We start from the raw sequence: 23,251 nt of genomic DNA on the forward strand, positions 1-23,251 counted from the left end.
GTTCCACGACCCGGGCGTCTGCAGTGTCGGTCCGACAGTTCGGGACTGCGGGCGCCCCAGGAGTGGACCAGGGCAGGACCGCCGCGGAAGCGACCACACCGCCCTGATCCTGATCGGCGGTCTGTCGTGAGTACCCGGAACAGGATCCAGCTTCCGGCCGCTCGTACCGAGATTCCGGTCGTCCTGGTTGGTGTCCGCCCGGGCAACGTCCGATGCGAACCGGTCACTGACGGCTGCTGGCGTGTGATCGACACGGCCCGTGAACGCAACGACCCGGCACTCTTGCTCGGGTTCATTGAGCAAATAGAGACGCGCTTCTTCTGCACGTTCATGGCAGAGCCCCACAGCACAGCGCCAGCGGAAGACCTCCCCTCGGCGGAAAACATCTTCACGAGTTCGTGCGTAGACCGATGAGCATGCGCACGCTGGTTCGGAGGGGATGAAGGCATGGTGTGTCAACTTCCCGACTCCCGGCCCCAACCGGAACTGAGCGAGATCACCGCGGATAGGGTACGGCTCGATCCGGTGGTCCCGTCCCTGTGGCGAGTCCTGGACAGCACTGTTTCCGTAGACGACGTGGGAGCGTTCCTCGGGGTCGTGGTCTTCCAGAACGGGCAGTATCACGCCATCGCGGTGTCTTCTCTCGGCACCCGCTGCCAGTGCGCTTCACTGGAAGCCGCACGGGTCGCCGTCGCCGTCGCCAGCGCAGCCATAGGAACGAGCAGATCACTTCTTCGATGAGGCCAGTGCTGCGCGGCCGACCAGCTCTTCGATAACCGCGTCCTGGCACCGCGGTATCGGGACGCTGGCCCGAAGGTGGGTCGCGGTCGAGACACTCCTGTTCGTAGCCTCAACGCATGAGCAACAACACGCGCTGGTGGGGGCTCCGGCGCAACCAGGCCACCACTGCGCAGCCACCAAACCCAACGACCGCGCAGCAGACCGTGGACACCGAGCTCGTCATTCAAGCGGCACGGCTCGCCGTGACGACGAGGGTCGCAACGCTTGCAGCGTTCGTTACGCAGCCCGAGGTGACGGCAGAAGTGGCCGAGCAGCTCCTTGCCCGCCTCGAGCACTGCGGAGTGCTGGGGCCCGTCCAGCCAGACCGGCGCCGCCCGGTCCTGACAACAGCGGGGCAGCTTCCCAGCGTCATCGAGGACTTCCGCCGACGCGGTTGAGCTATCGGCGGTCGCGCTGAATGGGGCGGATCGATCTGCCCCTGCTTCGGCAACCGAGCCGTCCGAACACCCTCAGGACCCGGACGTAGGTTGGGGGTGTGACGGATATGCAAACGATGGTGCGGACCGAGGTGGCCATCAATGGTCAAAGCTTCTTCCTCGCGCAGGATCAAGACGTGGACGCCCTCCGGCGGAGCGTCGAAGCAGCTATCAGCTCGTCGGGCCGGTTCGTGCACTTCACGGTGGTGGGTAACCGTGAGGTGAGTGTCCTGGTCTCGCCGCGCACGGAAGTGGTGATCTCGGTCGAGACCGTGCAGTTCGACCCTCGGGACACCGGCGGCGACGACGAGCCGTGGGGCGGATTGTTCGATATGTGATCTGCCCGGTTTCATACCGGTTGTGATCGGAAACCGCAGCAGCGGCACCGGGGCGTCAGCATGCGCGCAGGCGGAGGGAAAGACTCTGAGTGGGTTCGTTGTACTACGGCGCGAGCCGCACCCGGATCGAGGTCGAGGATGTGCTCCTCGCGCACGTGCAGATGGTGCTCATCGCCAAGCTGCGTCGCCGTTGAGCCGCTCGAAGGAACGTCCGATGACCGATCGTTCATCGGGCGCTGGGCACGTGGAGCGTGACGCGGGTGCTGTACGGCCCTGGGCACTGCGCCGTGCCGTCGTTCTTCCAGGTCAGTCGCGCGGCGCGCTCGGCGAGCGTCCTCCCGGCGTCGTCGTACGCAGCGACGCGGCCTCGTCTCAGTTCGCCGTGGCGTGTCGGCACCACCCAGTCATCGCCCTGGTGATGTGCTGGTGCGGGGCTCGGGCTGCTGTCACCGTTCATGACGGTCAAACGCTGAGGAAGGCAAGCCAAGGGCCCTCCGCAATACCCGACGTCAGCGACCGCGGCGGTGTCGCCCACGACATGCACCGTGACGGAGTCGGAGACCCAAGCCATCGCGCACGCGGTCGGAGCGACGGGTGCACACGAGGTGAGGCACATTGACAGTGCAGCTACTCCGCAAGCTGCCAGCAGTATCCGCCGCGTCATGCTCACAGTCTGTGCGCCCGAACCGACGCTGGGAAGATCCGTTCGCTAGGCGATCGGCTGCTCTGGTCTCGTGGTCTGGGCGATACAGGGGCGATGATGCTCGACCGACGAGTTCGGTAACCCGGAACTCCCAGTAGACGATCCCCTACTGGGAACGTCGCCGGTGCACACGGCTGGCCTTCAGACCGCCTTCGCGGTCCTGAGCACGAAGGCTCAGTCCCGCCGCAGGGACACGTGACCCGAGCGCTACACCTCGAGGGTGACCAGGTCGCCGGCCGCGGCATGGACGACCATCGGAGGCACCTCAATGCTGGGGAAGAACTCGCCACCCGGGGCAACGGGAACACCGGGCACGTCAGCATCGAACGCAGCAGCAGTGGCAGGCGTGAGGTCATCAGCTTCGCTGTGCCACTGCGGACCGGTCGTGTTCATGAGATGACCGTAGCGAGGACAAGCGCGTCCCGATAGACGATCGGCTAACGAGACGGCTCGCTTGGTGCGAAACCGCTTGTTTCACTGATTGTTGTCCTGCGCGCCGGTCGGAGCCCTAAGCTCCACGCTGTGATGGTTCACCAATCGGCCAGTAGCGAGTCAAGCTACTGATGACTGCTCTCCTTCCCTTCGCAATCGTCTTCGCGATCGTGTCGATACCGTTGCCCGTCAACGGTGCAGCCTTCGGTTCAACCATCGGCGCGTTCGAGGGCTGCTGATGCAGCTGCTCGAGCTGCTCGTGATCGCGGCACTCGTCTCGGTAGCTTGTTCGGTGACGTGGATTCTCCGTCGCCCCACGACCCCAGGCGGCAAGCTGTCCGTCGTGACGATCTGGACCGCAAGTTCCGCGGTAGCGCTCGTCCTTGCGGTCCTGGTCCTCATGTCCTGAAGTTTAACGCGACCCCCCCTCTCGATGCGCTGAAGACCGGGTAGCGCCGTGTTCCCGGTAAGGGATCCTCTACTGGGCGAGGGATTCGTAGCTTTGTCCGTGTGGGCCGACGAACGCGACGGGAGTCTCGTTGACCGCCAGGACTGTGCCCCCGCTGGATGAGCGAGGCAGCTGCTCGGCAACTCGGGGCAACACCGCTTCTCCCTCGTTGCTGACCCAGGTGACGTGTTCCAGGGACCGCATGAGAGCCGCGAACCGTTCACGTTTGGCCTTGTCGAGGTAGACGAGCACGGCGCTGTGGAACACGATGACGTGGGCTCCAGCAGGCGCGGCAGTGACCAGGTCAGTGATGGAGTCCAGGAGATCACCCGCGATCAGGTGCGCGGACTCGGCTGCCGCGAGGGCCAGCGCTGCGTCGAGCCGTCGACGGCGTTCTTCCTGCTCGGGCCAGACCAGTGTCCGAAGCCAGGCGCGGCTGTCTGGGTCATCGGGGGCTATGGGGTTGAGGTCGACGCCGGCACGCCAGACGACGTCGGGCAACCGGTGCGGCACGCTCGAAGCGTCGATCTGACAGGGAATGGTGACCGTGCTCGGTCCGTCCGAGGGATCGAGGGCGATGGTGCGCCCATCGGTTTCGTACCGGTAGCTGTAGCGGTCCGGGTACAGACAGAGCCCCGCAGCGGCCCCGACTTCGATGAGCGCCAGCGGTCCGTCGAGTCGGCTGAGGACCGGTAGGAGGACCGCGCATCGGGCGGCCTCGTTCGTCTGCGTCGCGCGGGTCATGATCGTCGGCTCGACACGATCCCAGTGCTCGAGCAGCCAGCGCCGGAACTCCTCGTACGTCCCGTCGGGGGCGCCGTGGAACCGCGCGGCCGCGAACACCAGATTGGGTTGCTTCTTCATCCCCGGCAGTGGCGCGATGAGCGCCTTCCAAGGTGAGCCGCTTCCCGAGGGGTTCGGGAACCGGAAGAACGCGCGACTGCGAGCAGCGGTCGAGTTCATCCACCAACACGCAGCCGAACCGTTAACCGTCTCGGACATCGCCCACGCAGCAGCTATCAGCGTCCGCAGCCTCCAAGAGTCGTTCCAACGGGAACTCAACGTGGCGCCGATGAACTACCTCCGAGAAGTGCGCCTCCGGCACGTCCACGCCGACCTCCTCAAAGCCGACCCGGACGTCACGACGGTCGCGGAAGTCGCCTCCACGTGGGGATTCGGCCACATGGGACGGTTCTCCCACGAGTACCTGAACCAGTTCGGCGAGTACCCGAAACAAACCCTCCGACGCTGACACAACCCCACCCCTCGAGGATCAGATCCACGCGAACTGGTTGGAGCGGCCGTCCCGTCCCGTTGACAGATTGGGTTACTGGACGGAATGGGCCACAGAACGGTGCCAGAACTGGCGCGCCGTACGTGGGTTGATGCAGCGGATGATCGACGCTCCGGCATTCGCCGTCTCGGCATGCCCACTGACATCGTCGCTGTCGCTGCGTTCTTCCTCGGCCCGGCCGCAATGATCGTCGCGGGCACCGACCTGCTCATCGATGGCGGTGTCATCGCGGGACGCGGGACGTGGGATTCAGGTTCTTCTCGCTGCGTCGACTTGCCTGTGTCACGTTGTCGCGGGGCCGGTCAGTGCCTGTTGCAGCATCGGCCCGTACCAGGCGATCAAGGTCTGCGGTGGAACTGATCGCAACGTTGCGTCCTGTCGGAGCGTGAGGGCGGTGAGTAACCCGTCCAGCTGCGCTGCGAAGAGATGTGCGCGCCTCCGCCGTGCGCACTGCCGAAAAGACCTCCTGACTTGATTCGAACGGGCGCGGTGGTCTTGGGCCGATCCGCCGCCGGTCGCGCGCGGGTCGACCGCGTTGCAAGATGACGCCCGGCCCACTGAACCTCGGTACCACCGGCACGCGACTGAGTTCAGCCCAGCGTCGGAGTGGCCCGTCGCGCCCGTCGGCGGCGTCTTGGCGTGCGTGTGATGAACCCCTTGCGCTGAAAGCGTTATCTGATAGCGTTTTCTTACCGGGTCGCTCCGGTCAGCCGAGCAGCGCATGCTGCTCACTCATCACGAAGAAGTCATGAGGTATCAGTGACGGTCCCGCTCTTGAGCGGCTCCTCCGCTGCGCCGTGACCAAGCCGAACGCCCCGCCACGCCGCACTCCGGCGCGGCCACCGCCGCCCGGCCCCTCACCGGGGTCGGCGATGACATCTGCACGCCTTTGGCGCGCAGTTTTCGCGCGCATCAGACAACGGAAAGTTCAATGACGAAATCCATCCTCGCGACCAGCGTCGCTCTCGCTCTCGCTCTCGGCGCCACCGTCCTCCTGTCCGGATGCTCCTCAGGCGGAAGCCTCTCGGGCAGCTCCTCGAAGAGCGAAGCCACCTGGAACTCGCCAACGAAGGACCTGACCGGTGTCACCATCACCTACGGGGGTGGTGTAGCCGGTGGTCCAATCGACCAGGTGATCAAGGCGTTCGAGAAGAAGACACACGCCAGGATCAAGCGCGTCGCCTACCCGGACCCGTACGAACAGAACCTCCTCACGAAGGTCGCAACGGGCGACAAGCCGGACCTGGCATCCTGGCAGCCGACCACAAGCGAGCTGACGGCGCTGCAGGCACCGACGAATCTCCTGAGCCTGAACGGTGCGCCGTGGCTGCCGAAGGTCAATAAGGACGTTCGGGACTTGACGGGCTTCGTCGGCGGCACCCGCTACGCCGCACTCGTCACGTCGCCGAGCGTCATCGGCATGTACTACAACAAGGCGCAGTTCGCCAAGTACGGCATCAAGACGACACCCAAGGACTGGGCGGGGATGGTCGCGGACGCCAAGAAGGTCAAGGACGGCGGGGGTACCCCGTTCTACGAGGCGGGCGCCACCCAGTGGCCCACGCAGTGGTGGCCGCAGGCGCAGATCGCCGAGAAGGCACCCGCGTTCTGGAAGGACGTGAACTCGAACAAGCAGCAGTTCACGAGCCCGACGATGATGAACGCGATCACCGAGTACAAGAAGCTCATCGACCAGGGGTACTTCAACTCCGACATCAAGACCGGCACGTTCGAGAATCAAGCAACGTCCCTGCTCAACGGCAAGGTGGCGATGGTGCTGCAGGTGAACTCGTACCTGGGCCAGTTGCAGACGACCGCGTCTGCGAAGCAGATTGACGACAAGCTCGGATGGTTCCCGATCTCGGCGAAGGGCAACATCGGCACGAACATCCCGGACAACTCGAACGCGGTCGTCGCGTTCAAGACCGGGGACGCGAAGCGTGAGGCCGCCTCCCGTCAGTTCCTCAACTTCTGGATGACCACCGACTACAAATCCTTCATCAAGGCCGCTGGGACCCCGTCGATCGAGACCGGTGTGCCGAGCCCTGACGGCGTTCCGGAGATCGCCAACGAGATCTCAAAATCGCTCGGCTCGTCCGTTGGCTCCATGCAGTCGCTGGCGATCGCGAACCCCGACCTTTACATCAACCTGGCGAACATGATCCAGGGCACCATGTCCCCTGAACAGGTCGCCGCCACCACACAGAAGCAGTTCGCGCAGCTCGCTCAGGCCGAGGGCGCGAAGGGGTTCTGATGAGTGTCACCAGCAACTCGCTGAAGCGATCGCTCAGGCGTCCGGAGCAGGACGAGGGCGTCACGGATCGGGCGCGTCAGCAGAGGCGTAACGACAAGAATCGCCGGGCTGTGGCTCTCGCGAACGCCCGCTCGTACCCGGCCTGGTTCCTGGTGCCGGCGTTCGCGATCCTCGCGGTGTTCTTCTTCGTGCCGACGATCCTCAACTTCGTCTACGCGTTCACCAACTGGTCCGCTTTCCACTCCGGTGTCGGGCTGATCGGCTGGGGTAACTTCACGTCACTGTTCACCGACGGGCAGTTGCTGGTGTCGCTCCGGACCACGGTCGTGTACGCGATCCTCGTGGCGGTGTTCCAGAACCTCTTCGGGTTCGTGCTCGCGTTGTTCCTGGAGAAGGACACGCGCCTCAACCGCACGGCCCGGGTGCTCTTCTTCATTCCAGTGCTCATGTCCTCGCTCGCCGTCGGCTACATATTCCAGGCGATCCTCAAACCGGACGGGCCGCTTAACGGGATCCTCGGCATCTTCAGCGGGCATGCGGTGAACATCCCGTGGTTGGGTTCGACGACGTGGACCATCGTCGTGGTCGCCCTCGTTCAGGCTTGGAAGTTCCAGGGCCTGTCGATGCTCATCTACCTCGCCGGGTTCAAGACCATGTCCGAAGACGTGCTCGAGGCCGCCCGCATCGACGGCGCAGGGTGGTGGCGGACATTGCGGAGCATCCGCTTCCCGCTCCTGGCACCGGCCCTCACCTTCAACGTCGCAACGGCGCTGCTCGGGTCCATGAACGGGTTCGACGTGGTCCAGGCGACGACGAAGGGCGGACCAGCCCAGACCACGGAGGTGCTCAACATCTTCATCTACCGCACGTTCGGCCAGGGCCTCTACGCGCAAGCGACCACGATGAGCCTGATCCTGTTCGTCGTCGTCATCGTCTTCGCCATCCCCGTTATCAAGTTCTTGCGAAAGCGGGAGGAAGTCCTGTGACCACCATCCGAAGCAGCATCCGTCCCGGTGCCAACCGCCGTCGATTCATCGCCTCGATCCGACCAGTCGCCGTCGTCATCGTCACCCTCGTCGTCATCGGCGTTCCGATGTGGATGGTGTTGGTGAACTCGTTCAAAACGACCGGCGAGTCGCAGTCGCCGAACCTGGCACTGCCTCACGTCTGGAACCTGGTGCAGAACTACTCCCAGGTGTTCTCAGAGGGAGACATCTGGGGAGGGTTCATCGGCAGCCTGCTCGTCACCGTGCCGTCCGTCGTCGGCGTATTGATCGTCGGCACCGCCGCTTCGTGGGTCCTCGCACGCCGAGCCACGAGGGCGATGTCGTTCCTCTACTCGGTCGGCATCTCGGGAATTGTGCTCCCGCCGGCCGTCATCACGATCGTGCTGACGCTGAAGGACCTGGGCATCGCGGGCACGGTCGTCGGGATGGTGGGCGTCTACATGGGCATGTTTATGGCGACGGTCATCTTCTTCGTGACGGGCTTCATCAGGAACATCCCCATTGAGCTCGAGGAGGCTGCTCGGATTGACGGCGCACGCCCGATCCAGGTGTACCTGCAGATCATCCTGCCGCTCCTCGGGCCGGTGATCGCTACCGCGACGATCCTCGTCACGCTTTCCGTCTGGAACGAGGTGTTCTACGCGTTCTTCGTCCTCGGTGGCGGTTCGACGTCGACGATGCCGCTGAACCTGTTCCAGGTGGCTTCGCAATCGCAATACACGAACAACTGGAACCTCATTTTCGCTTACGTCGTCCTCATGAGCCTGCCCATGCTGGTCGTGTTCATCGTCGCGCAACGGCGCATCGTGTCCGGCATCACGGCGGGGGCTGTCAAGTGACCGTCATTTCAGCGCTCGCCACAGAGACGCGAATCGAAACCGGAAACGCCGACCTCGAGATCGTGCTCCTAGAACAGGGCGACGAGCCCCTTCGGGTGCTCCGTTGGGGGCCCCGGGGCCGCACCGCGGACCTCGCGCCCGGGCAGCCGGTGATCGAGGTGCTCACAGTCGATTCCGGACACGCGCCCTCGTCCTCCCGCCTCAGCTTGGGGGAGAGCACGAGCCACCTTCGATACGTCTCGCACCACTCCGCCGATGTCGACGGATGGACCCGGCTAAACGTGACGCTTCAGGAGGTCAACGTCAACCGCGACACTCCCCTGCGCGCGGTGCTCCACCTCGAGATCCCACAGAGTGGTTTGGCGGCCCGATCATCTGTCACGCTGACCGCGACTGGCGACGGACCAGCTCGCGTCGTGCAGGCCGTGACGGCTCTCGCGTTGCGGGTCGGTCTCGGTCCGACGGCCGTCACGGCATCAGACGCTCTCCGGCTCGCCTCGGCGGAGAGCGATTGGATCGGCGAATCCCGATGGCGAGTCCGAGACCTCCGTGCTGCGGGACTCCCAGACCTCCGCCTCCCGGCACACCAGACGGGCGCACGCGGCAGCATCTCGTTCGCCTCGGAAGGAACGTGGTCCACTGGACGCGTATTACCCACCGGCGTGCTCCAGACCCGCGCAGACCATGGCGGTGCCCTCGCCTGGCAGATCGAGCACAACGGCGGCTGGCGGTGGGAGGTCGGGGAAGACCTCGAGGGGACATCGCTCGCGCTCTCCGGACCCACGGACGCAGACCACCAGTGGCTGGCGGTGCTCCACCCCGGCGAGGACTTCACAACCGTACCGGCGACCGTCGCTGCCGGCGACGACCTGGAGGACGCGATCGCCGAGCTGACCGACTTCAGACGTCTGGCCCGCCGGACGCACCCGGACAACACAGCACTCGGTGTCGTCTTCAACGACTACATGAACACGCTGATGGGTGATCCGACGACGGCGAAGCTGCTGCCGCTCATCGACGCGGCGGCAGAAGCGGGCGCCCAGTACTTCATGATCGACGCGGGCTGGTACGACGACTCCGGAGACTGGTGGTACTCCGTCGGAGACTGGCTCCCGTCGACGGTACGGTTCCCGGGCGGCCTCGCGGCCGTCGTTGAGCGGATCCGCCAGCGGGACATGATCCCAGGCCTGTGGCTGGAGCCCGAGGTGGTCGGCGTCGATAGTCCGGCAGCGGAGCGGCTGCCCGCAGACGCGTTCTTGTCCCGCAACGGTGTACGCGTTGTGGAGCACGGCCGATACCACCTGGACCTTCGACACCCTGCCGCGATCGCACACCTGAACGCCGTCATCGACCGGCTCGTCACTGACATGGGTGTCGGGTACTTCAAGCTCGACTACAACATCAATCCCGGCGCCGGCACGGACATTGACGCGGTCAGCCCCGGTAGCGGCCTGCTCGCCCACAACCGCGCGCACCTCGCCTGGCTGGACTCCGTGCTGGACCGCCACCCAGACCTGGTGCTCGAGAATTGTGGTTCGGGCGCGATGCGGATGGACCAGGCGATGCTCTCACGGCTGCAGTTGCAGTCGACGACGGACCAACAGGACCCGGAGGCGTACCCGCCGATCGCGGCTGCGGCTCCGCTCATGATGCTCCCCGAGCAAGCAGCGAACTGGGCCTACCCCCAACCAAACATGGACGATGAGGCGCTCGCCTTCACCCTGTGCACGGCGATCCTCGGACGGTTCTACCTGTCGGGTCACGTCGACACCATGAGCACGAGTCAGACGACCCTGGTCGCCGAGGCTGTCGCCGCGCACAAGCGACTGCGGCACGATCTGGCGGCGGGACATGCGTCCTGGCCGCTCGGCATCGAGCAGTGGACAGCACCGTGGGTTGCGCTGGCGATCGGCACCCGCGACCAGCGATACCTCACTCTCTGGCGCCGGACAGGCTCCCTCGCGAGGATCTCCGTGCCCCTGCCCGACCTCGTCGGCCAGGCCGTGTTCGTCGACACCGTGTTTCCCACCCGGCTCGAGCCATGGGAGTACCGGTGGGACGCGGACGCCGGCGTCCTGCACGTGACCTCCACAGGTCCTGAGGTGGCCGCCCGCACGATCAGGATCACGACCTCGCGGGCTCAAGTCGCCGTGACGGTCGATGCGACAGCCGTGACCGGTACCGTCCACGGCGGCGCATCGGGCATGCTTTACGGCCTCGGCGACGTCGGGGTCCCGTCCGCGGCTCTCGTCGCTGGTGTCAGACCGCGGACCGTCGCCCAGAAGGCTCCTGGTGGGGCGCAGCATCCGGGAGGTGACGCGGCCGAACTCGCGGACGGGTTCTTTGCAGCCGGCGGGGCCGAGGTCGTGGTGTACCTGCAGGACGCACTCAGCCAGTGGCCGTACGAAGAGATCGGGATCGAGGGGTACGCGACTCTCGTCCGCGACCTCGTGACGCAGACCGCGGAACGGCCGGACCGTTCACGCTTCGTGTGGGTGCCGTTCAATGAAGGAGACTGGATCTGGTACGCCGACTGGTCCCCGGCTGGTCGGGACCGTTTCCTCGCCGACTGGGTAACCATTCACCAAGCGATCCGATCTGTGGACCCGGCGGCACGCATCGCAGGACCGAACGAATCGCGCTACCACCCGGATCGCGTCACCGATTTCTTGACCTTCGCAGCGGCTCACGACGTCCTGCCGGACGTGATGAGCTGGCACGAGCTGCAGCCATCCTCGCTCGAGCGCTACCCGAACCACTACGCGCACTACCGGGCGCTCGAGCGTCATCTAGGTCTGAACCCCCTGCCCATCAACATCGACGAGTACGGCAATCGGCGAGACATGTCCAACCCGGGCCAGTTGATCCAGTGGCTCGCCCTCTTCGAGGACACGAAGGTGGACGCAGACCTGGCGTACTGGACAATGGCGGGCAACCTCGATGACCATGCGGTTGGGATCAACCAAGCGAACGGGGGCTGGTGGCTTCTCCACTGGTACGCCAGCCTCACCGGGCAGACCGTGGGCGTCGCGACGCAGCACGCGGGCGTGCGGGACAGCGTGCGCGCCATCGCCGCCCGTGACGGTGCCGTGCTCCGAGTGATCGTCGGAGGTACCGCCGACGCTATCGCCCTACGTGTCGCGGAGCTTCCATCCGGACACAAGGACGTCCGCCTCCGGATCTCTCAAGTGACCTGGTCCGGCTACGAGGGTGACGCGCAAGCCCCCGTCGTCCTTGACGACCGCGTTGTCGCCGTGACGGACGACGACGCGCTGGTCGTGAACCTCCCGGGCGGCGACCCGCAAGCAGCGTTCCTCGTCGTGATCACGCCCAACGCCGGTGGTGTCCCCGTTCCGGCTCCGCCGTGGGCGCTGCATGCCGACGTATCGGAGGCCGAGGTGGTCGGTGCCGAGATGCGCCGGCACGGGGACGATCCGCAGGAGTACGCGGCGGCCGGCCGCGTGTCCGTTGCAGCGTTGCCCCACCCGTGGAGCTCCGTGGAGTTCCCGGTCACGGTGCCAAAGGCGGGCGAGTACCTCTTGGGCATCGTCTACGGAACGGAAGGTCGCCCGGCTGGTGCGTCGCTCGTCATCGACGGCGTCACGGTGGGACCGGTCGAGTTCCCCGCCACGCTCTCCCGCACCTACGCGGGACGAATGGACATCCCTGTTCTGCTCGCCGCGGGACCGCACCGCATCAGCCTCTGCGCCTCCGCTCTCGTCGCATCCGAGTCCACCCATGACATCGCGGTGCAGCGACTCATCGTGACGGAGCACACCCTGGTCCAGACGACCCGCTACGACGCAGTCGACGCACGACTCGCCGGAGGGGCAGCGCTCCGCTTCGATGCCGTCGAGACCCCCACGGGCATTGCGGCTGTCGAACTGGGACGCGGTAGCGCGACGTTCTTCGTCGCGACGCGTCGCCGCGGTGCTCACGTGGTGAACGTGGAGGGGCAGGGCGATGTCGCAGTCACCATCGACGGTCGCGCCGTGTCGGAGACGGGCGCGCCTATTACGCTCACCTTGCCACTCGGTGTCAGCGTCATTCGTGTCACCGCGTCCGGTCGCGCCGTCGTCCAGGCGGTCGCCGTGTCCGAAGCGCCGCCGGTCGAGGTTCAGAGCTGGTCGTTCGACCCGCCGGTGGAGCGCTGGGATGACGGCAGAGAGGTGGAACTGACGCTAGACGGCAACGCGGGGGGTGAATTCCTGCTGACGGTCGAATACTCCAACGCCTCGAGGATGACCGGGCACCTGTACAACGCCGATGTGATCACCACGATTCTCGAGGCAAGAGTCGGTGGACGCGACGCGGTGGCAGTACCGTGTCGATTCACCAACTCATGGGACACGTATCGGGAAGTGAGCGTCCCGTTCACGATCGAACGGGGTGACGAAGGACCCGTGATCCTCGCAACGTCCGGACGCAGTGGTGTCCGGGTAGCTCGGGTCACCCTCGAGCCGCTCGTGCTCCGGTCGTGACGGACATCAGCGAGAGTCCCATCGGCCACCCCAGCCAGTATGCTGACCCCACGATGTCGCGGTCCTTTGCGAAGCCAGCAAGCATCGGCGACGTCGCCAAGGTCGCCGGAGTTTCGGTACCGACCGTCTCACGCGTGCTCACTGGCGCTGCCCCCGTCAGTCCGGACAAGCGACAGCGTGTGCTCGAAGCGATCGAGGAACTCGGCTACCGTCCGAACGGTGCCGCTCGAGCGCTCGCGAGCGGGAAGCAGAAGTTCATTGCGGTGATGACGTCCGAGACCTCCATCTTCGGCTACTCCGCGACGATTCAAGGGATCGAGACCGCTGCACGAGCAGCGGGCTACTTCGTCGTTATCTCCGTGGTCGAGAGCCCCACCGCAGAGGAGGCGGAGCAGGCTGTCCGACTCGTACTAGGACAGCCGCTTGCCGGCGTCATCGTGTTGAAGTTCGACCCAGTCGGGGTGCGGGTGCTGGAAGCGCTTCCCCTCGACTTGCCGGTGGTCGCGGTCTCGGGGGAGGTCGCCTCGGACGTGTCGCAGGCTGTCCTCGATGAGGTCCAGGCGGGCACGGACGTCACTCGGTATCTCCTGGATCTGGGACACGAGACAGTGCACCACGTCGCAATTCCGCCCTCTCGAGAAGAAGACGGTAGGACGATCGGCTGGCGGAATGCGCTCGAAGCGGCCGGCGCCATCGTCCCTCCTGTCATCTCGGCAACCTGGGATGCCGCGTCCGGGGTCCGGATCGGTCGTGCGCTCGCAATTCGAAGGGACGTCACCGCGGTGTTCTGCGGCAACGACGAGATCGCAATGGGCTTGATCGCGGGTCTGTCGGACGGCGGAGCACGGGTGCCCGAAGACGTGAGCGTGGTCGGTTTCGACGACCATCCGTTGGCGGGCGTCTGGCGTCCAGGACTCACGACGATGGCGCAGGATTTTCCCGGACTGGGCCGGCGGGCATTCGGCCTCATGGCCAAGCTCCTCGAGGGAGACCGGGAGGTAACACTCTCGACATCGCTCCCCGAACTTGTCGTCCGTGCAAGCGCCGGCCCTCCTCGGTGATGCACCGCTTTCGGGTGGCGGGCGGCTCACGGACCACTTCCACACCGGCCATTTAGTCCTGCTCGATCGCCTCGGTGGGGCTATCGCCGCCGCCGCAGCCGGCTGGTCGGAGCGAGTTGCTAGCGTGACCGAGGTCACATCCGAAGCGGACTGCCCCGACACCTACCGAACGGTTACTGGCATGCTCATCCGCCCCGACGGCATCATCGCCTGGGCGACGGACACGAGCGACCCCGACGATGGCATCGCCGGGTTGACGGTGGCACTGCACCGCTGGGCTGGCGCGAGACGTCGCCCGGTGACCGCCCCGATGATGCCGGAGCGTCCACGCGCTCCGCCCAGGCGAATTCCCGGGTCCGTCTGGCGAATCACAATCCTCTTGATCCTCGGCGCTTTCCTGGGGGGTCTGGACCCCTCCCTCGTGAAGGTGGGTCTCGACACCATCGCCGACCACCTTTCAGCCTCGCGCACCGCTACGCAGTGCATTGCGCGCGGCTACCTGCTCGCCCTGGTGGCGACGTTGCCGCTGTGGATGATTTGTCTCGCCGGTTCGAGGCCGGCCAAACTTGGCTTGTCACTATCGGTGCGTTCACGGTCGCTTCTGTTTTTTTGGCCTCCGCCGCTCCCAGCCTTCCCGTCCTGATCGGAGCACGGCTGCTGCAGGGTGCAGCGGCCGCTGCGACCCCGGTCACGGCGGCCGCATCACTGCAACGCGTCAAATGCGTCTTTTCGCCGCGCTTCGCCTCGCTGGTTCCGTCGCCGACCTACCGGACCTACTCCGTGACCCCGTCCAAGTCGGAGACTCCGCGAGCCAACGCTGCTGCTCGGCGCGCCCTGATCGATGGGGCGGCGAGTGCAGCGAGGACGGCGAGGACTGCGACGCCGGTGCAGGCCCAGAAGCCGATCGTGAACGCGTCGTCGGTCGGCAGGCCCCGTGGGGTGCTGTTCGATGTGATGAGCGCGGCGATGACGGCCGTTCCGACGCTTGAACCAATCGACCGGACGACCGTGTTGGCGCTGACGGCCTCGCCAGTTTGAGTGGCGGGGACGCTTTCGATGATGGCGTTCGAGCAGGCCGCCAGTGCCATGCCGATTCCGACGCCGGTCAGGAGGCCGGAAACGACGACCTGCCATAGCTCGCCGTGCGCGATCGCGGGCAGCAGGAACGCGGCCACGATGGCGAACCCGCCGATGAGCATCGGGACCTTCGGGCCGACCTTGCGCACCAGGATGCCGGCGACCGGCCCGGCGACGACCATCATCGCGACGGTCGGCAGGAGGAACAGCCCGGCCTGCGTGACGTCCTTGCCGAACCCGTATCCGACGGCGGTCGGCAGCTGCAGGAGGGTCGGGACGAGGACGAAGGTGCCGAACATCGCGAAGCCGAAGACGAGCGCGACGACGTGGGCGGTCCACACCCCGCGGACGGCGAACAGGCGCACGTCGATGAGCGGTTCGGCGACCCGGAGCTCGACGAACACGAACCCGACGAGTGTGACGGCGCCCAGGATCAGCAGACCGATGGTCTTGCCGTCACCCCAGCCCCATGACTCGCCCTCGCTGATCGCGATGAGGATCGACACGAGGGAGACGCCGAGCACGAGGGTCCCGGCCATGTCGAGGCGGCCGGGCTTGCGGACCGGGGACTCGGGCATGCCGAAGATCGCACCGAGCAGGGCGATCGCGACCAGCACGGCGGGCAGCCAGAAGAGCCAGTGCCACGACAGGTGCTCGACGATCGGGCCGGCGGCGACGATCCCGACGCCGGCTCCGATGCCGAAGATCGCGGAGAGCAGCCCGATGGTGACGCTGACCTTCTCCTTCGGGAGCTCGTCGCGGACGATGCCGATGGAGAGCGGCATCACGGCGCCGGCTGCTCCCTGCAGGGCACGGGCGACGATGAGGACGCCGAGGTTCGGCGCGAGGGCTGCGAGCACGGCGCCGACGAGGAGGATCGTCAGGACGACGATGAGCACCTTGCGCTTGCCGATCATGTCGCCGAGACGGCCGAGGATCGGGGTGAGCACCGATGCGGACAGCAGGTATGCGGTGAGGACCCAGCTTGCGCTGGCGGTCGAGGCACCGAGGTCCTTGCCGATCGTGGACAGCGCCGGTGCGACCAGCGACTGCAGGACAGCGAACGAGAGCCCGCCGAGCGACAGGTAGATGATGATCGCCGTGCTGTTCGGGCGGCGGCCGCCGGCGGTCGGGTGCGAGCCGGTGCGGGGACTCGCCATGGCGTCGGTCATCGTGCTCCTGCGTCATGTAAACGGTTGCTGACTTGACGAGGGTACGCACTTCTCGGCGGATGTCAACAATTGCTTACATGATGTTCACATCGGTACGCTCGGTGCATGAGCAAGGACGCCGAGGCCACCCGTCTGCTGCTCGTGCAGGCTGCTCGGCGCAGGTTCGCCTTCGACGGTTACCGTGCAACGACCGTCCGGGACATCGCCGCCGATGCCGGGGTGAACGTCGCCCTGATCAACCGGTACTTCGTGTCGAAGGAGGGGCTGTTCCGCGCCTGTCTCGACCGTGCGGTCCGTGACCTTGACCGGGAACGCGAACCAGAGGCCGACGCCGAGCGGGCCATCAGCACCCTCGTCGGCCACATCGTCCTGTCGCCCACCGACGAGGACTCGATACAGCTCATGTTGCTGGTGCGGTCGTCGGGGGACGAGGGCGCCGACGCGATCCGGCGCGACCAGCTCCGGCACTACGCGGAACGGCTCGCCCTGGTCGTCGACCCCGCCGCCACCGTCATCGACGACGCTCGTCTCGTCCGAGCGGAGATCGCGTTGTCCGTCGCGCTCGGGATGACGCTCCTGCGCACGTCGACACGGGTTGAGCCCCTCGCGTCGTCTGACGATGCCGCAGTCGCCGCACCCCTCTCCGAGGCGCTTCGGGCGCTACTTCTGCCACGCTGACCGGCCCATCACAGGCCTCAGGACGGACGAACCATGCGCACGGCGGCTCACGGCGCCGCCGCCTCGCCAACGTTGTGAAGGCGGGCTGCCCGCTCACGTCTGCCAGCGACCTACCCGTACCCGGCTCGGCGGCGGGGCCTCTCGACCACCAAGACCAAGACCTCCGCGCGCCCCAAACCGGTCCAGCCCAGACACCTGCGGTGCGGGGCCGGAGCGTTGCCCCAACGGCGGGTGACTCCGGGCTCGGCGTCCGGTGCTCCGGGGATCGGGTCGACAGGTTCGGGCGACTCTTCCTTTCAGGCTCCCTGGCCCGGCTCAGACCGTCGCTTCCCCCAACCACTGCAGCATCCGCTCGACGGTCCGTTTGGCGGGGGCGCTGTCGAAATCGTTGAGGTGTCCGTGGAGGGCGCCCGGTTCATGCAGGACTGTGACGGTGTTCCCCGCGAGCGCGAGGGCCGCGCCGTATGCTTCACCCGAGGGTCGGAGGTAGTCGATCTCCGAGTTGATGATCAGGGTCGGGGGCAAGCCGTCGAGATCGCCGTTGGCCGGGAAAGCGTACGGGTGTTGAAGTAGCGAGCTGTCGCCGACGTAGTTCAGGTTCAACTCACGCGTCTTGTTGGCAGTGAACCGGTACTCCTCCGGTACGAGGTCGAGTTTCGGCGCGAGCGCCGGGGACGGCGCTGGTACCGCGTCGTGCAGTACCGGGTAGAGCAGCAAAGCAGACGCCGGGAGCACCGTTGCGCAGCCGTCGCGGACCTGATGAGTCACTGAGGCCGCGAGGTTTCCGCCCGCGCTGCCCCCACCGATGTGCCACGTTGCATCGCGTGCAGGGGCGTCCTGGGACTCGGTGATCCATCGCCAGGCGGCGAGCACGTCGTCGCTCGGGACGGGAAAGTGCACGCCCTCGTTCGCGAGGCGGTAGTCGACGGAGGCCACGGTGACCCCGTGCTGGGCGAGGTAGTGGCCGACCGCGTTCGCTTCTGGGACGTCGAGGTCACCCATGATGAAGGCCCCGCCGTGGACCCACATGAGCGCGGTCTTTGCTGGCTGGCTCGGGATGTACAATCGCAACGGAACGCGTCCGTGGGGCCCGGGGACTTCGACCTGCTGCACCTCGTGAGTACCCGACTCAGGCATCGTTCTCCTCCACTTGCTGACGCTCGTGACCATCGGGCATTCGGACGTTGAACGTCCAACGCCCGTGTCCCACGTGCTGGGCACCCGTTCCGGGGAGCAGGACTTCGGCGCGGGATCCGACGGGCACCGCGATGCAGACGGTCAGCCGCTCGCCCTCGTGTTTCCACTCGATCGCCGCCCGTCCGTACGGCGTCTCGTGCTCAGCGCGGGCCGATGTGATGCCGCCGCCTGGCTGGGGCTGGAAGCGGATGCGACGGTATCCAGGCTCAGCCGGCGAGATGCCGGCGACGGTGCGGTGTAGCCAGTCTGCGACGCTGCCGAGCGCGTAGTGGTTGAACGACGTCATGCTGCTCGCATTCAACGTCCCGTCCGGGCGAAGGCTGTCCCAGCGTTCCCAGATCGTCGTGCCTCCTGCGAGGACGGTGTAAAGCCAGGACGGGCACTCCTCGGCCAGAAGGAGTTGGTATGCGGCGTCCGTCTGTCCGCCGATCGTGAGCGCGTCGGCGACGGCCGGTGTTCCGGCGAAGCCGGTGGCGATGCGTCCGTTGGAGGAGCGCACGAGTTCCGCGAGACGTGCGGTTCCTGCTGCGGTGCTCGCGTCGTCGGGCCACAGGTCGAATACGGTCGTGAGTGCGTACGCGGTCTGCGTGTCGTCGGAGGCGCGACCGCCGTCGCGGAGGAATGCTCCTGCGTACGCTGCGGCCACCTCCTCTGCCAACTGGTTGTAACGCGCAGCATCGTCCTTCTCGCCGAGCGTCGAAGCGATTGCGGCGAGTCGGCGTGCGGAGTGGGCGTAGTACGCGGTGGCCACCAGGAACTTGTCGGTCGTTGCCTCGAACGGGTTCTCGGGAGGTGCGTTGGGATCGAGCCAGTCGCCGAGTTGCTCCGTGTTGCGGCAGACACGGTCGGCGCCCGCGGCACGTTCTACGTGTGCCAGGAATGCTTTCGCGCTCTCGTACTGATCGTGCAGGACGCCCACATCCCCTGTCCTTTGGTGGAGGACGTCTGGCGTGAGAACGGCCACGTCGCTCCACACTGCGTACGGGTCGTGGGGGAGGCTCATGAACGGTTCGAGTGGGAAGTACGGGACCCATGGGGGAACCCAGTCGGTCTCCGCTTGCTCGACGGCGAGGTCGCGGAGCCATGAGGTCAGCAGTCCGGACACGTCGTAGAGGAATGCGGCCGTCGGGGCGAAGACCTGGAGGTCCCCTGTCCATCCGAGCCGTTCGTCGCGCTGGGGGCAATCGGTCGGGATGTCGACGAAGTTCGACCGCAGGCTCCAGACCACGTTCTCGTGCAGCCGGTTGACTGACGGGTTCGAGGTTTCGAACCAGCCGCGCCGCTGCATGTCTGAGTGGAGCACTCGGGATACCAGGTCGTCCGCGCGGAGTGGCCCGGTCCAGCCTGCGATCTCAGCCCAGCGGTACCCGTGGATGGTGAAGTGGGGCTCCCATGTGACGGGAGTGCCGTCGAGGACCAGTACGTCGGTTGCAGCCGCCTCGCGCAGGGGTTCGACGGCGAGTTCACCATCGACCAGGACCTCAGCATGCCTGATGCGGATCTCCGCTCCGGCTGGACCGGACGCACTGACGCGCAACCGTCCTGCGTGGTTCTGACCGAAGTCGACGAGCCACCGCCCGTTTCCGCGATCGATGATCTGCACGGGGCGGAGCTCTTCCGTGCACCGCACAGGTGGACCCGTGGGTGCTACCAGGACGGACGCGTCCAGCGGATCAGCCCGTACCGGCCCCCATTTCGCGCCTGCCCCGTGTGGCGTTGACCAGTCAGGATCATGCAGGCGGGCGTCGAAGTATTCCCCGTCGTACAGGCCGCTGGAGAGGATCGGCCCGTGACCGGCGGACCATTCTTTGTCGGTTGCGATCACGACGGCTGTGCCGTCAGTCGTCGTGACCTCGAGTTGCGCCAACGCTGCGAGGCGGTCCCCGTAGACGTTGGTTGTTTCGCCGCCGAAGCCGAGGTGTCCCCGCCACCAGCCGTCGCCAAGCCAGATGCCGATCGTGTTCGCGCCGGTGCGGAGGTGTTCGGTGACGTCGAACGTGGCGTACCGGAGTCGGTGGTGGTAGCTCGTCCAGCCTGGTGTGAGTTCCTCATCCCCGACGCGGTCACCGTTGATCTCGGCCTCGACGAGTCCGTGACCGGTCAGGTAAAGCCGAGCGCTGACGACATCGACGGGGAGGTGGAAGTCACGCCTGAGTCGGCTCGGACGTCGCCGGTTCGCTGCACCGTCGTTGTCCACTGGGCCGATGAAGGATGCAGACCAGTCAGCGGGATCGAGCAGCCCTGCTTCCACTGTTCCGGCGGCGCTCCACTCACTCCAACCGGCGGTGGAGCGGACGCTCACGCGCACTGCGACGCGCTCACGGGATTGGAGCGGCTCTCCGGGCCAGGCGAGGAGGACCTGCTCGTCGGTCTCGACCTCGTGCACGGCCGTCATTGCGGGACGATCCGGACGGCCACGGGTGACCTCGATGCGGACGGCGGATTGGCGGAAGGCCGGGTCTGTGGTGTCGATCTTCCACGAAATGCGCGGGTGTGTCTCGCCGATTCCCAGGCGACTGTTTTCGTGGTGTTCGAAACGAGGCGTCGAGACGGTGACGTCGGGGGGCATGTCGTCCTTCTTGGTCGGTGCGGGGCCGGTCATTTGGTTGCCGTTCCCGGGATGACGGACGAAGTGGACGGAGCTGCGTGGATGGCGACCGAGCCAGTCTCGTCGATCCCGGCTTCGTCATCGGCACGGCGGAATCGGGGAAGCCAGAAGAGCCCGAGGGCCGCAGCGACAACCGTCGTGCCGGTTAGGAACCAGTACAGGTTTGTCGCGCCGGTGGCGATGATCGCGGGCGTGACGAGCGCGACGACCGCGGCGATCGTCCGGGTGAACGCGATGGTGACACCCTGCACGCTGCTGCGGAACAGGACGGGGATGATCTCCTGGCTCCAGACCTTGTACATGGGTTCCCCGATGATCCCGCCGCCGACGGAGTAGAGGATCGTGCTCGTGATGATGGTCCCGGCGTGGACGCCGAGGACGGCGGGCAGGAGGAACCCGACGGTCGCCAGGAGTGCGGCGCCCCAGAGCATGAACTGCCGCGTGCGTTCGCCGTCGACCAGTCGCATGAACATGAACAGGGACACGAACCCGACGCCGATCGAGATCAGACCGAACAGGGAGGCGGTGGGAACGTCGAGTCCGGCGACGTTCACGTAGACGTAGGTCTGAAACTGCCCGTTGGTGTTGGCGCTGATGTTCGCGATCGCGAAGAAGAGACCGAGCGCCACGACCGGGACGATGAACCGTGATGACAGCAGCTGCTTCAGCGCCCCGATGTCTGTGCCTCCACCGACGGCGATGCTCGCTGTCCGGGTGTCCTCCGCGCGCTTCCACTTCGCGGACTCAGGAATGCCGGCCCGGAAGATCAGGACCAGGATCGAGACCACGAGCAGGTGCGCGTAGATCACGCGGGCGCCGGTCTCACCGAGCGCACCGAAGGAAATGCCGATGAGGATGGTTGCGACGATGCCGACGACCCAGAGCCCGTGGGAGAGACCGATCATCTGCCCGCGCCGCGCTGCTGGGGCGGCTTCACCGATCATGGAGAGCGAGACCGGGAGGTCCGCGCCGGACGCCAGCCCGAGTACGACCAGGCCGATGTAGATGAACGATGGGGTTAGGGCGAGCGTCAGAAGGAGAGCACCGAGCGCGAAGAGGATCATGGTCAGCGCGAACACGCGGCGGCGGCCGAAGCGGTCGCCGAGTCGGCCACCGACGAGTGCGCCGATCGCGATCGAGAAGGTCAGGAGCGCGGACAGGAGTCCGATGTCCCCGCCCGACAGACCGAGCGGCTTCTGGTACAGGACCAGGGCCGTTCCGGTGCCGGCGATCGCTGCAGCATCCAGGTACGACGCCATCCCGAGTACCACTGTGATCCACCACGCCTGTCGGATCGTTGGCCCGTCTGTGCTGACAATCATCATGATTCTCCTTTGAATCGTTTCACCCCGAGCGGGTCTCGTGAACACTAACTCGTGTTAGTGAAATCAGCAAGAGAGTCTGGCATGCTTGCGTGATGACCGAGAGTGCACGAGCGACCTCTGCGGACGTCGCGAAGCGTGCTGGTGTCTCCCGCACGACGGTGAGTTTCGTCCTGAACGATTCTCCGGGTCAGACGATCTCCGCTGCGACGCGCGAGGCCGTCCTCGCCGCTGCTCGGGAGCTCGGGTACACCCCGTCGGCAGCCGCTCGCCTGCTGCGTTCCGGCTCCAGCCGCTTGGTCCTCTGCGTCGCACCGTCCTGGCAGCCCTCCGCGATCATGGACCGCGCCGTCACGGCACTTACCGATGCGCTGCGCATGCACGGCTACGCGACCGTTCTGACCAAAGCTGCACCTGATGGTGTGGTCTCAGAGCTCTTGTGGCGGAGCGTGACGCCTGCTGCGGTCGTCGCGATGTACGACCTACCGCATGTCGTGCGGGCGCAGGTCGACACGCTCCGCGTGCCGCTCTACGACCTTTGGTTCCACAGCAGCGGCGACCGCATACCTGTCGACGATTTCCAGGGCGCAGCCGGCCGCGCCCAGGTCGAGCACCTCCTTTCGCGGGGTGCGGAACGACTCCTGATCGTCGCCCCGTCTGAACTGCTCGAGTTGGAGATTCGCAGCGATAGGTTGCGAGGTGTTCGTGCAGCCGCGGACGAGAGCGGAGTCCCAGCGCCGGACCTCGTCCTCCTCGACGGGCTACATCCGTCGGAGCGACAGCCGCTCCGAACGTCGTTGCAGGCGCGAAGCGGCGGACGGCTCGGTATCTGCGCCTTCAACGACCTCCACGCGATCGCGACCATCTTCGAAGCACGGGCCCTCGGGCTCCACATCCCGGATGACATCCTCATCGTCGGCATCGATGACGACCCCGTCTCCACCCTCATCGATCCGCCGTTGTCGAGCGTGCGGTTCGACATCGACGGCCATATGTCTCGGGTAGCGACTCGGATCACGGACCTCGCGCGCGGGGTCAGTTATCGTGGTGACGAGCTTTTGGCGACCGAATGGGTTGTTCAGAGGTCGAGCACCTGAAGTGGTGCAGATGACCGATTCATGGC

19 protein-coding genes are annotated in these 23,251 nt (G+C 66.1%); 12 read left to right on the plus strand and 7 right to left on the minus strand.

What is annotated here, in order from left to right; all coding sequences use genetic code 11:
• Positions 1–857: 857 nt before the first annotated feature.
• Together J7E22_RS03930 and J7E22_RS03935 are read left to right on the plus strand one after the other, a co-directional pair.
• A complete protein-coding gene (locus tag J7E22_RS03930) occupies positions 858–1,178 on the plus strand; it encodes a hypothetical protein (protein ID WP_214979159.1) in 321 nt (106 codons plus the stop codon).
• Between the two features lie 116 nt (positions 1,179–1,294).
• A complete protein-coding gene (locus J7E22_RS03935) occupies positions 1,295–1,555 on the plus strand; it encodes a hypothetical protein (RefSeq protein ID WP_251008708.1) in 261 nt (86 codons plus the stop codon).
• A 910-nt stretch (positions 1,556–2,465) separates the two neighbouring features.
• On the opposite strand, the gene J7E22_RS03940 is transcribed toward J7E22_RS03935, so the two are convergent.
• Positions 2,466–2,651, minus strand: a complete 186-nt coding sequence (locus J7E22_RS03940; RefSeq protein WP_214979162.1) for a hypothetical protein — start codon at positions 2,649–2,651, stop codon at positions 2,466–2,468.
• A 277-nt stretch (positions 2,652–2,928) separates the two neighbouring features.
• Here J7E22_RS03940 and J7E22_RS03945 point away from each other — a divergent pair, with 277 nt between their 5' ends.
• The gene (locus tag J7E22_RS03945; RefSeq protein ID WP_214979165.1) at positions 2,929–3,099 is read left to right on the plus strand and encodes a hypothetical protein; all 171 of its coding nucleotides are present in this window, start codon (positions 2,929–2,931) and stop codon (positions 3,097–3,099) included.
• Between the two features lie 69 nt (positions 3,100–3,168).
• Here the strand turns inward: J7E22_RS03945 and J7E22_RS03950 are convergent, their stop codons facing one another.
• Positions 3,169–4,002 carry a DUF2332 domain-containing protein gene (locus J7E22_RS03950; protein WP_251008709.1) on the minus strand — a complete coding sequence of 278 codons (834 nt, stop codon included), beginning with the start codon at positions 4,000–4,002 and terminating at the stop codon, positions 3,169–3,171.
• A gap of 16 nt (positions 4,003–4,018) precedes the next feature.
• Between J7E22_RS03950 and J7E22_RS03955 the strand changes: the two genes are divergently transcribed.
• Positions 4,019–4,390 (plus strand): helix-turn-helix transcriptional regulator, encoded by a 372-nt coding sequence (locus J7E22_RS03955; protein ID WP_214979171.1) that lies wholly within the window; start codon positions 4,019–4,021, stop codon positions 4,388–4,390.
• Between the two features lie 324 nt (positions 4,391–4,714).
• Here J7E22_RS03955 and J7E22_RS18385 read toward each other — a convergent pair whose 3' ends face one another.
• Positions 4,715–5,155, minus strand: a complete 441-nt coding sequence (locus tag J7E22_RS18385; protein ID WP_374193252.1) for a hypothetical protein — start codon at positions 5,153–5,155, stop codon at positions 4,715–4,717.
• Between the two features lie 208 nt (positions 5,156–5,363).
• Here J7E22_RS18385 and J7E22_RS03965 point away from each other — a divergent pair, with 208 nt between their 5' ends.
• The 6 genes from J7E22_RS03965 (at position 5,364) to J7E22_RS03990 (ending at position 14,717) form a co-directional block, all read left to right on the plus strand.
• Positions 5,364–6,686, plus strand: a complete 1,323-nt coding sequence (locus J7E22_RS03965; RefSeq protein ID WP_214979176.1) for an ABC transporter substrate-binding protein — start codon at positions 5,364–5,366, stop codon at positions 6,684–6,686.
• 110 nt (positions 6,687–6,796) lie between these two features.
• Entirely contained in the window at positions 6,797–7,672 is an 876-nt protein-coding gene (locus J7E22_RS03970) for a sugar ABC transporter permease (protein WP_308159141.1), read from the plus strand.
• Complete coding sequence (locus J7E22_RS03975) at positions 7,669–8,532, plus strand: carbohydrate ABC transporter permease (RefSeq protein WP_308159142.1); 864 nt, start codon at positions 7,669–7,671, stop codon at positions 8,530–8,532. The genes J7E22_RS03970 and J7E22_RS03975 overlap by 4 nt, the downstream gene beginning before the upstream one ends.
• Before the next feature lie 662 nt (positions 8,533–9,194).
• Positions 9,195–13,013 (plus strand): alpha-galactosidase, encoded by a 3,819-nt coding sequence (locus tag J7E22_RS03980; protein ID WP_308159143.1) that lies wholly within the window; start codon positions 9,195–9,197, stop codon positions 13,011–13,013.
• The gene (locus tag J7E22_RS03985) at positions 13,010–14,074 is read left to right on the plus strand and encodes a LacI family DNA-binding transcriptional regulator (RefSeq protein WP_308159144.1); all 1,065 of its coding nucleotides are present in this window, start codon (positions 13,010–13,012) and stop codon (positions 14,072–14,074) included. Before J7E22_RS03980 ends, J7E22_RS03985 begins: the two co-directional genes overlap by 4 nt.
• Positions 14,049–14,717 (plus strand): hypothetical protein, encoded by a 669-nt coding sequence (locus J7E22_RS03990; protein ID WP_374193251.1) that lies wholly within the window; start codon positions 14,049–14,051, stop codon positions 14,715–14,717. The genes J7E22_RS03985 and J7E22_RS03990 overlap by 26 nt, the downstream gene beginning before the upstream one ends.
• A 130-nt stretch (positions 14,718–14,847) precedes the next feature.
• Here J7E22_RS03990 and J7E22_RS03995 read toward each other — a convergent pair whose 3' ends face one another.
• Positions 14,848–16,323 carry an MFS transporter gene (locus J7E22_RS03995; RefSeq protein ID WP_214979182.1) on the minus strand — a complete coding sequence of 492 codons (1,476 nt, stop codon included), beginning with the start codon at positions 16,321–16,323 and terminating at the stop codon, positions 14,848–14,850.
• A gap of 105 nt (positions 16,324–16,428) precedes the next feature.
• On the opposite strand from J7E22_RS03995, the gene J7E22_RS17845 reads away from it, so the two are divergent.
• Positions 16,429–17,001, plus strand: a complete 573-nt coding sequence (locus tag J7E22_RS17845; protein ID WP_214979185.1) for a TetR/AcrR family transcriptional regulator — start codon at positions 16,429–16,431, stop codon at positions 16,999–17,001.
• Positions 17,002–17,316: 315 nt separating this feature from the next.
• Here the strand turns inward: J7E22_RS17845 and J7E22_RS04005 are convergent, their stop codons facing one another.
• From J7E22_RS04005 to J7E22_RS04015, 3 genes are all read right to left on the minus strand, one after another.
• A complete protein-coding gene (locus J7E22_RS04005) occupies positions 17,317–18,171 on the minus strand; it encodes an alpha/beta hydrolase (RefSeq protein ID WP_214979187.1) in 855 nt (284 codons plus the stop codon).
• Positions 18,131–20,593 (minus strand): glycoside hydrolase family 78 protein, encoded by a 2,463-nt coding sequence (locus J7E22_RS04010; protein ID WP_251008710.1) that lies wholly within the window; start codon positions 20,591–20,593, stop codon positions 18,131–18,133. Before J7E22_RS04010 ends, J7E22_RS04005 begins: the two co-directional genes overlap by 41 nt.
• A 203-nt stretch (positions 20,594–20,796) precedes the next feature.
• Positions 20,797–22,065, minus strand: coding sequence for an MFS transporter (locus J7E22_RS04015; protein ID WP_214979189.1), 1,269 nt, complete (start codon positions 22,063–22,065; stop codon positions 20,797–20,799).
• A 158-nt stretch (positions 22,066–22,223) separates the two neighbouring features.
• Between J7E22_RS04015 and J7E22_RS04020 the strand changes: the two genes are divergently transcribed.
• Positions 22,224–23,225 (plus strand): LacI family DNA-binding transcriptional regulator, encoded by a 1,002-nt coding sequence (locus J7E22_RS04020; protein WP_214979191.1) that lies wholly within the window; start codon positions 22,224–22,226, stop codon positions 23,223–23,225.
• The last annotated feature ends 26 nt before the right edge of the window (positions 23,226–23,251 follow it).

The organism is Curtobacterium sp. ISL-83, from assembly GCF_018613895.1.
In the GTDB taxonomy this organism is placed as follows: Bacteria; Actinomycetota; Actinomycetes; order Actinomycetales; family Microbacteriaceae; genus Curtobacterium.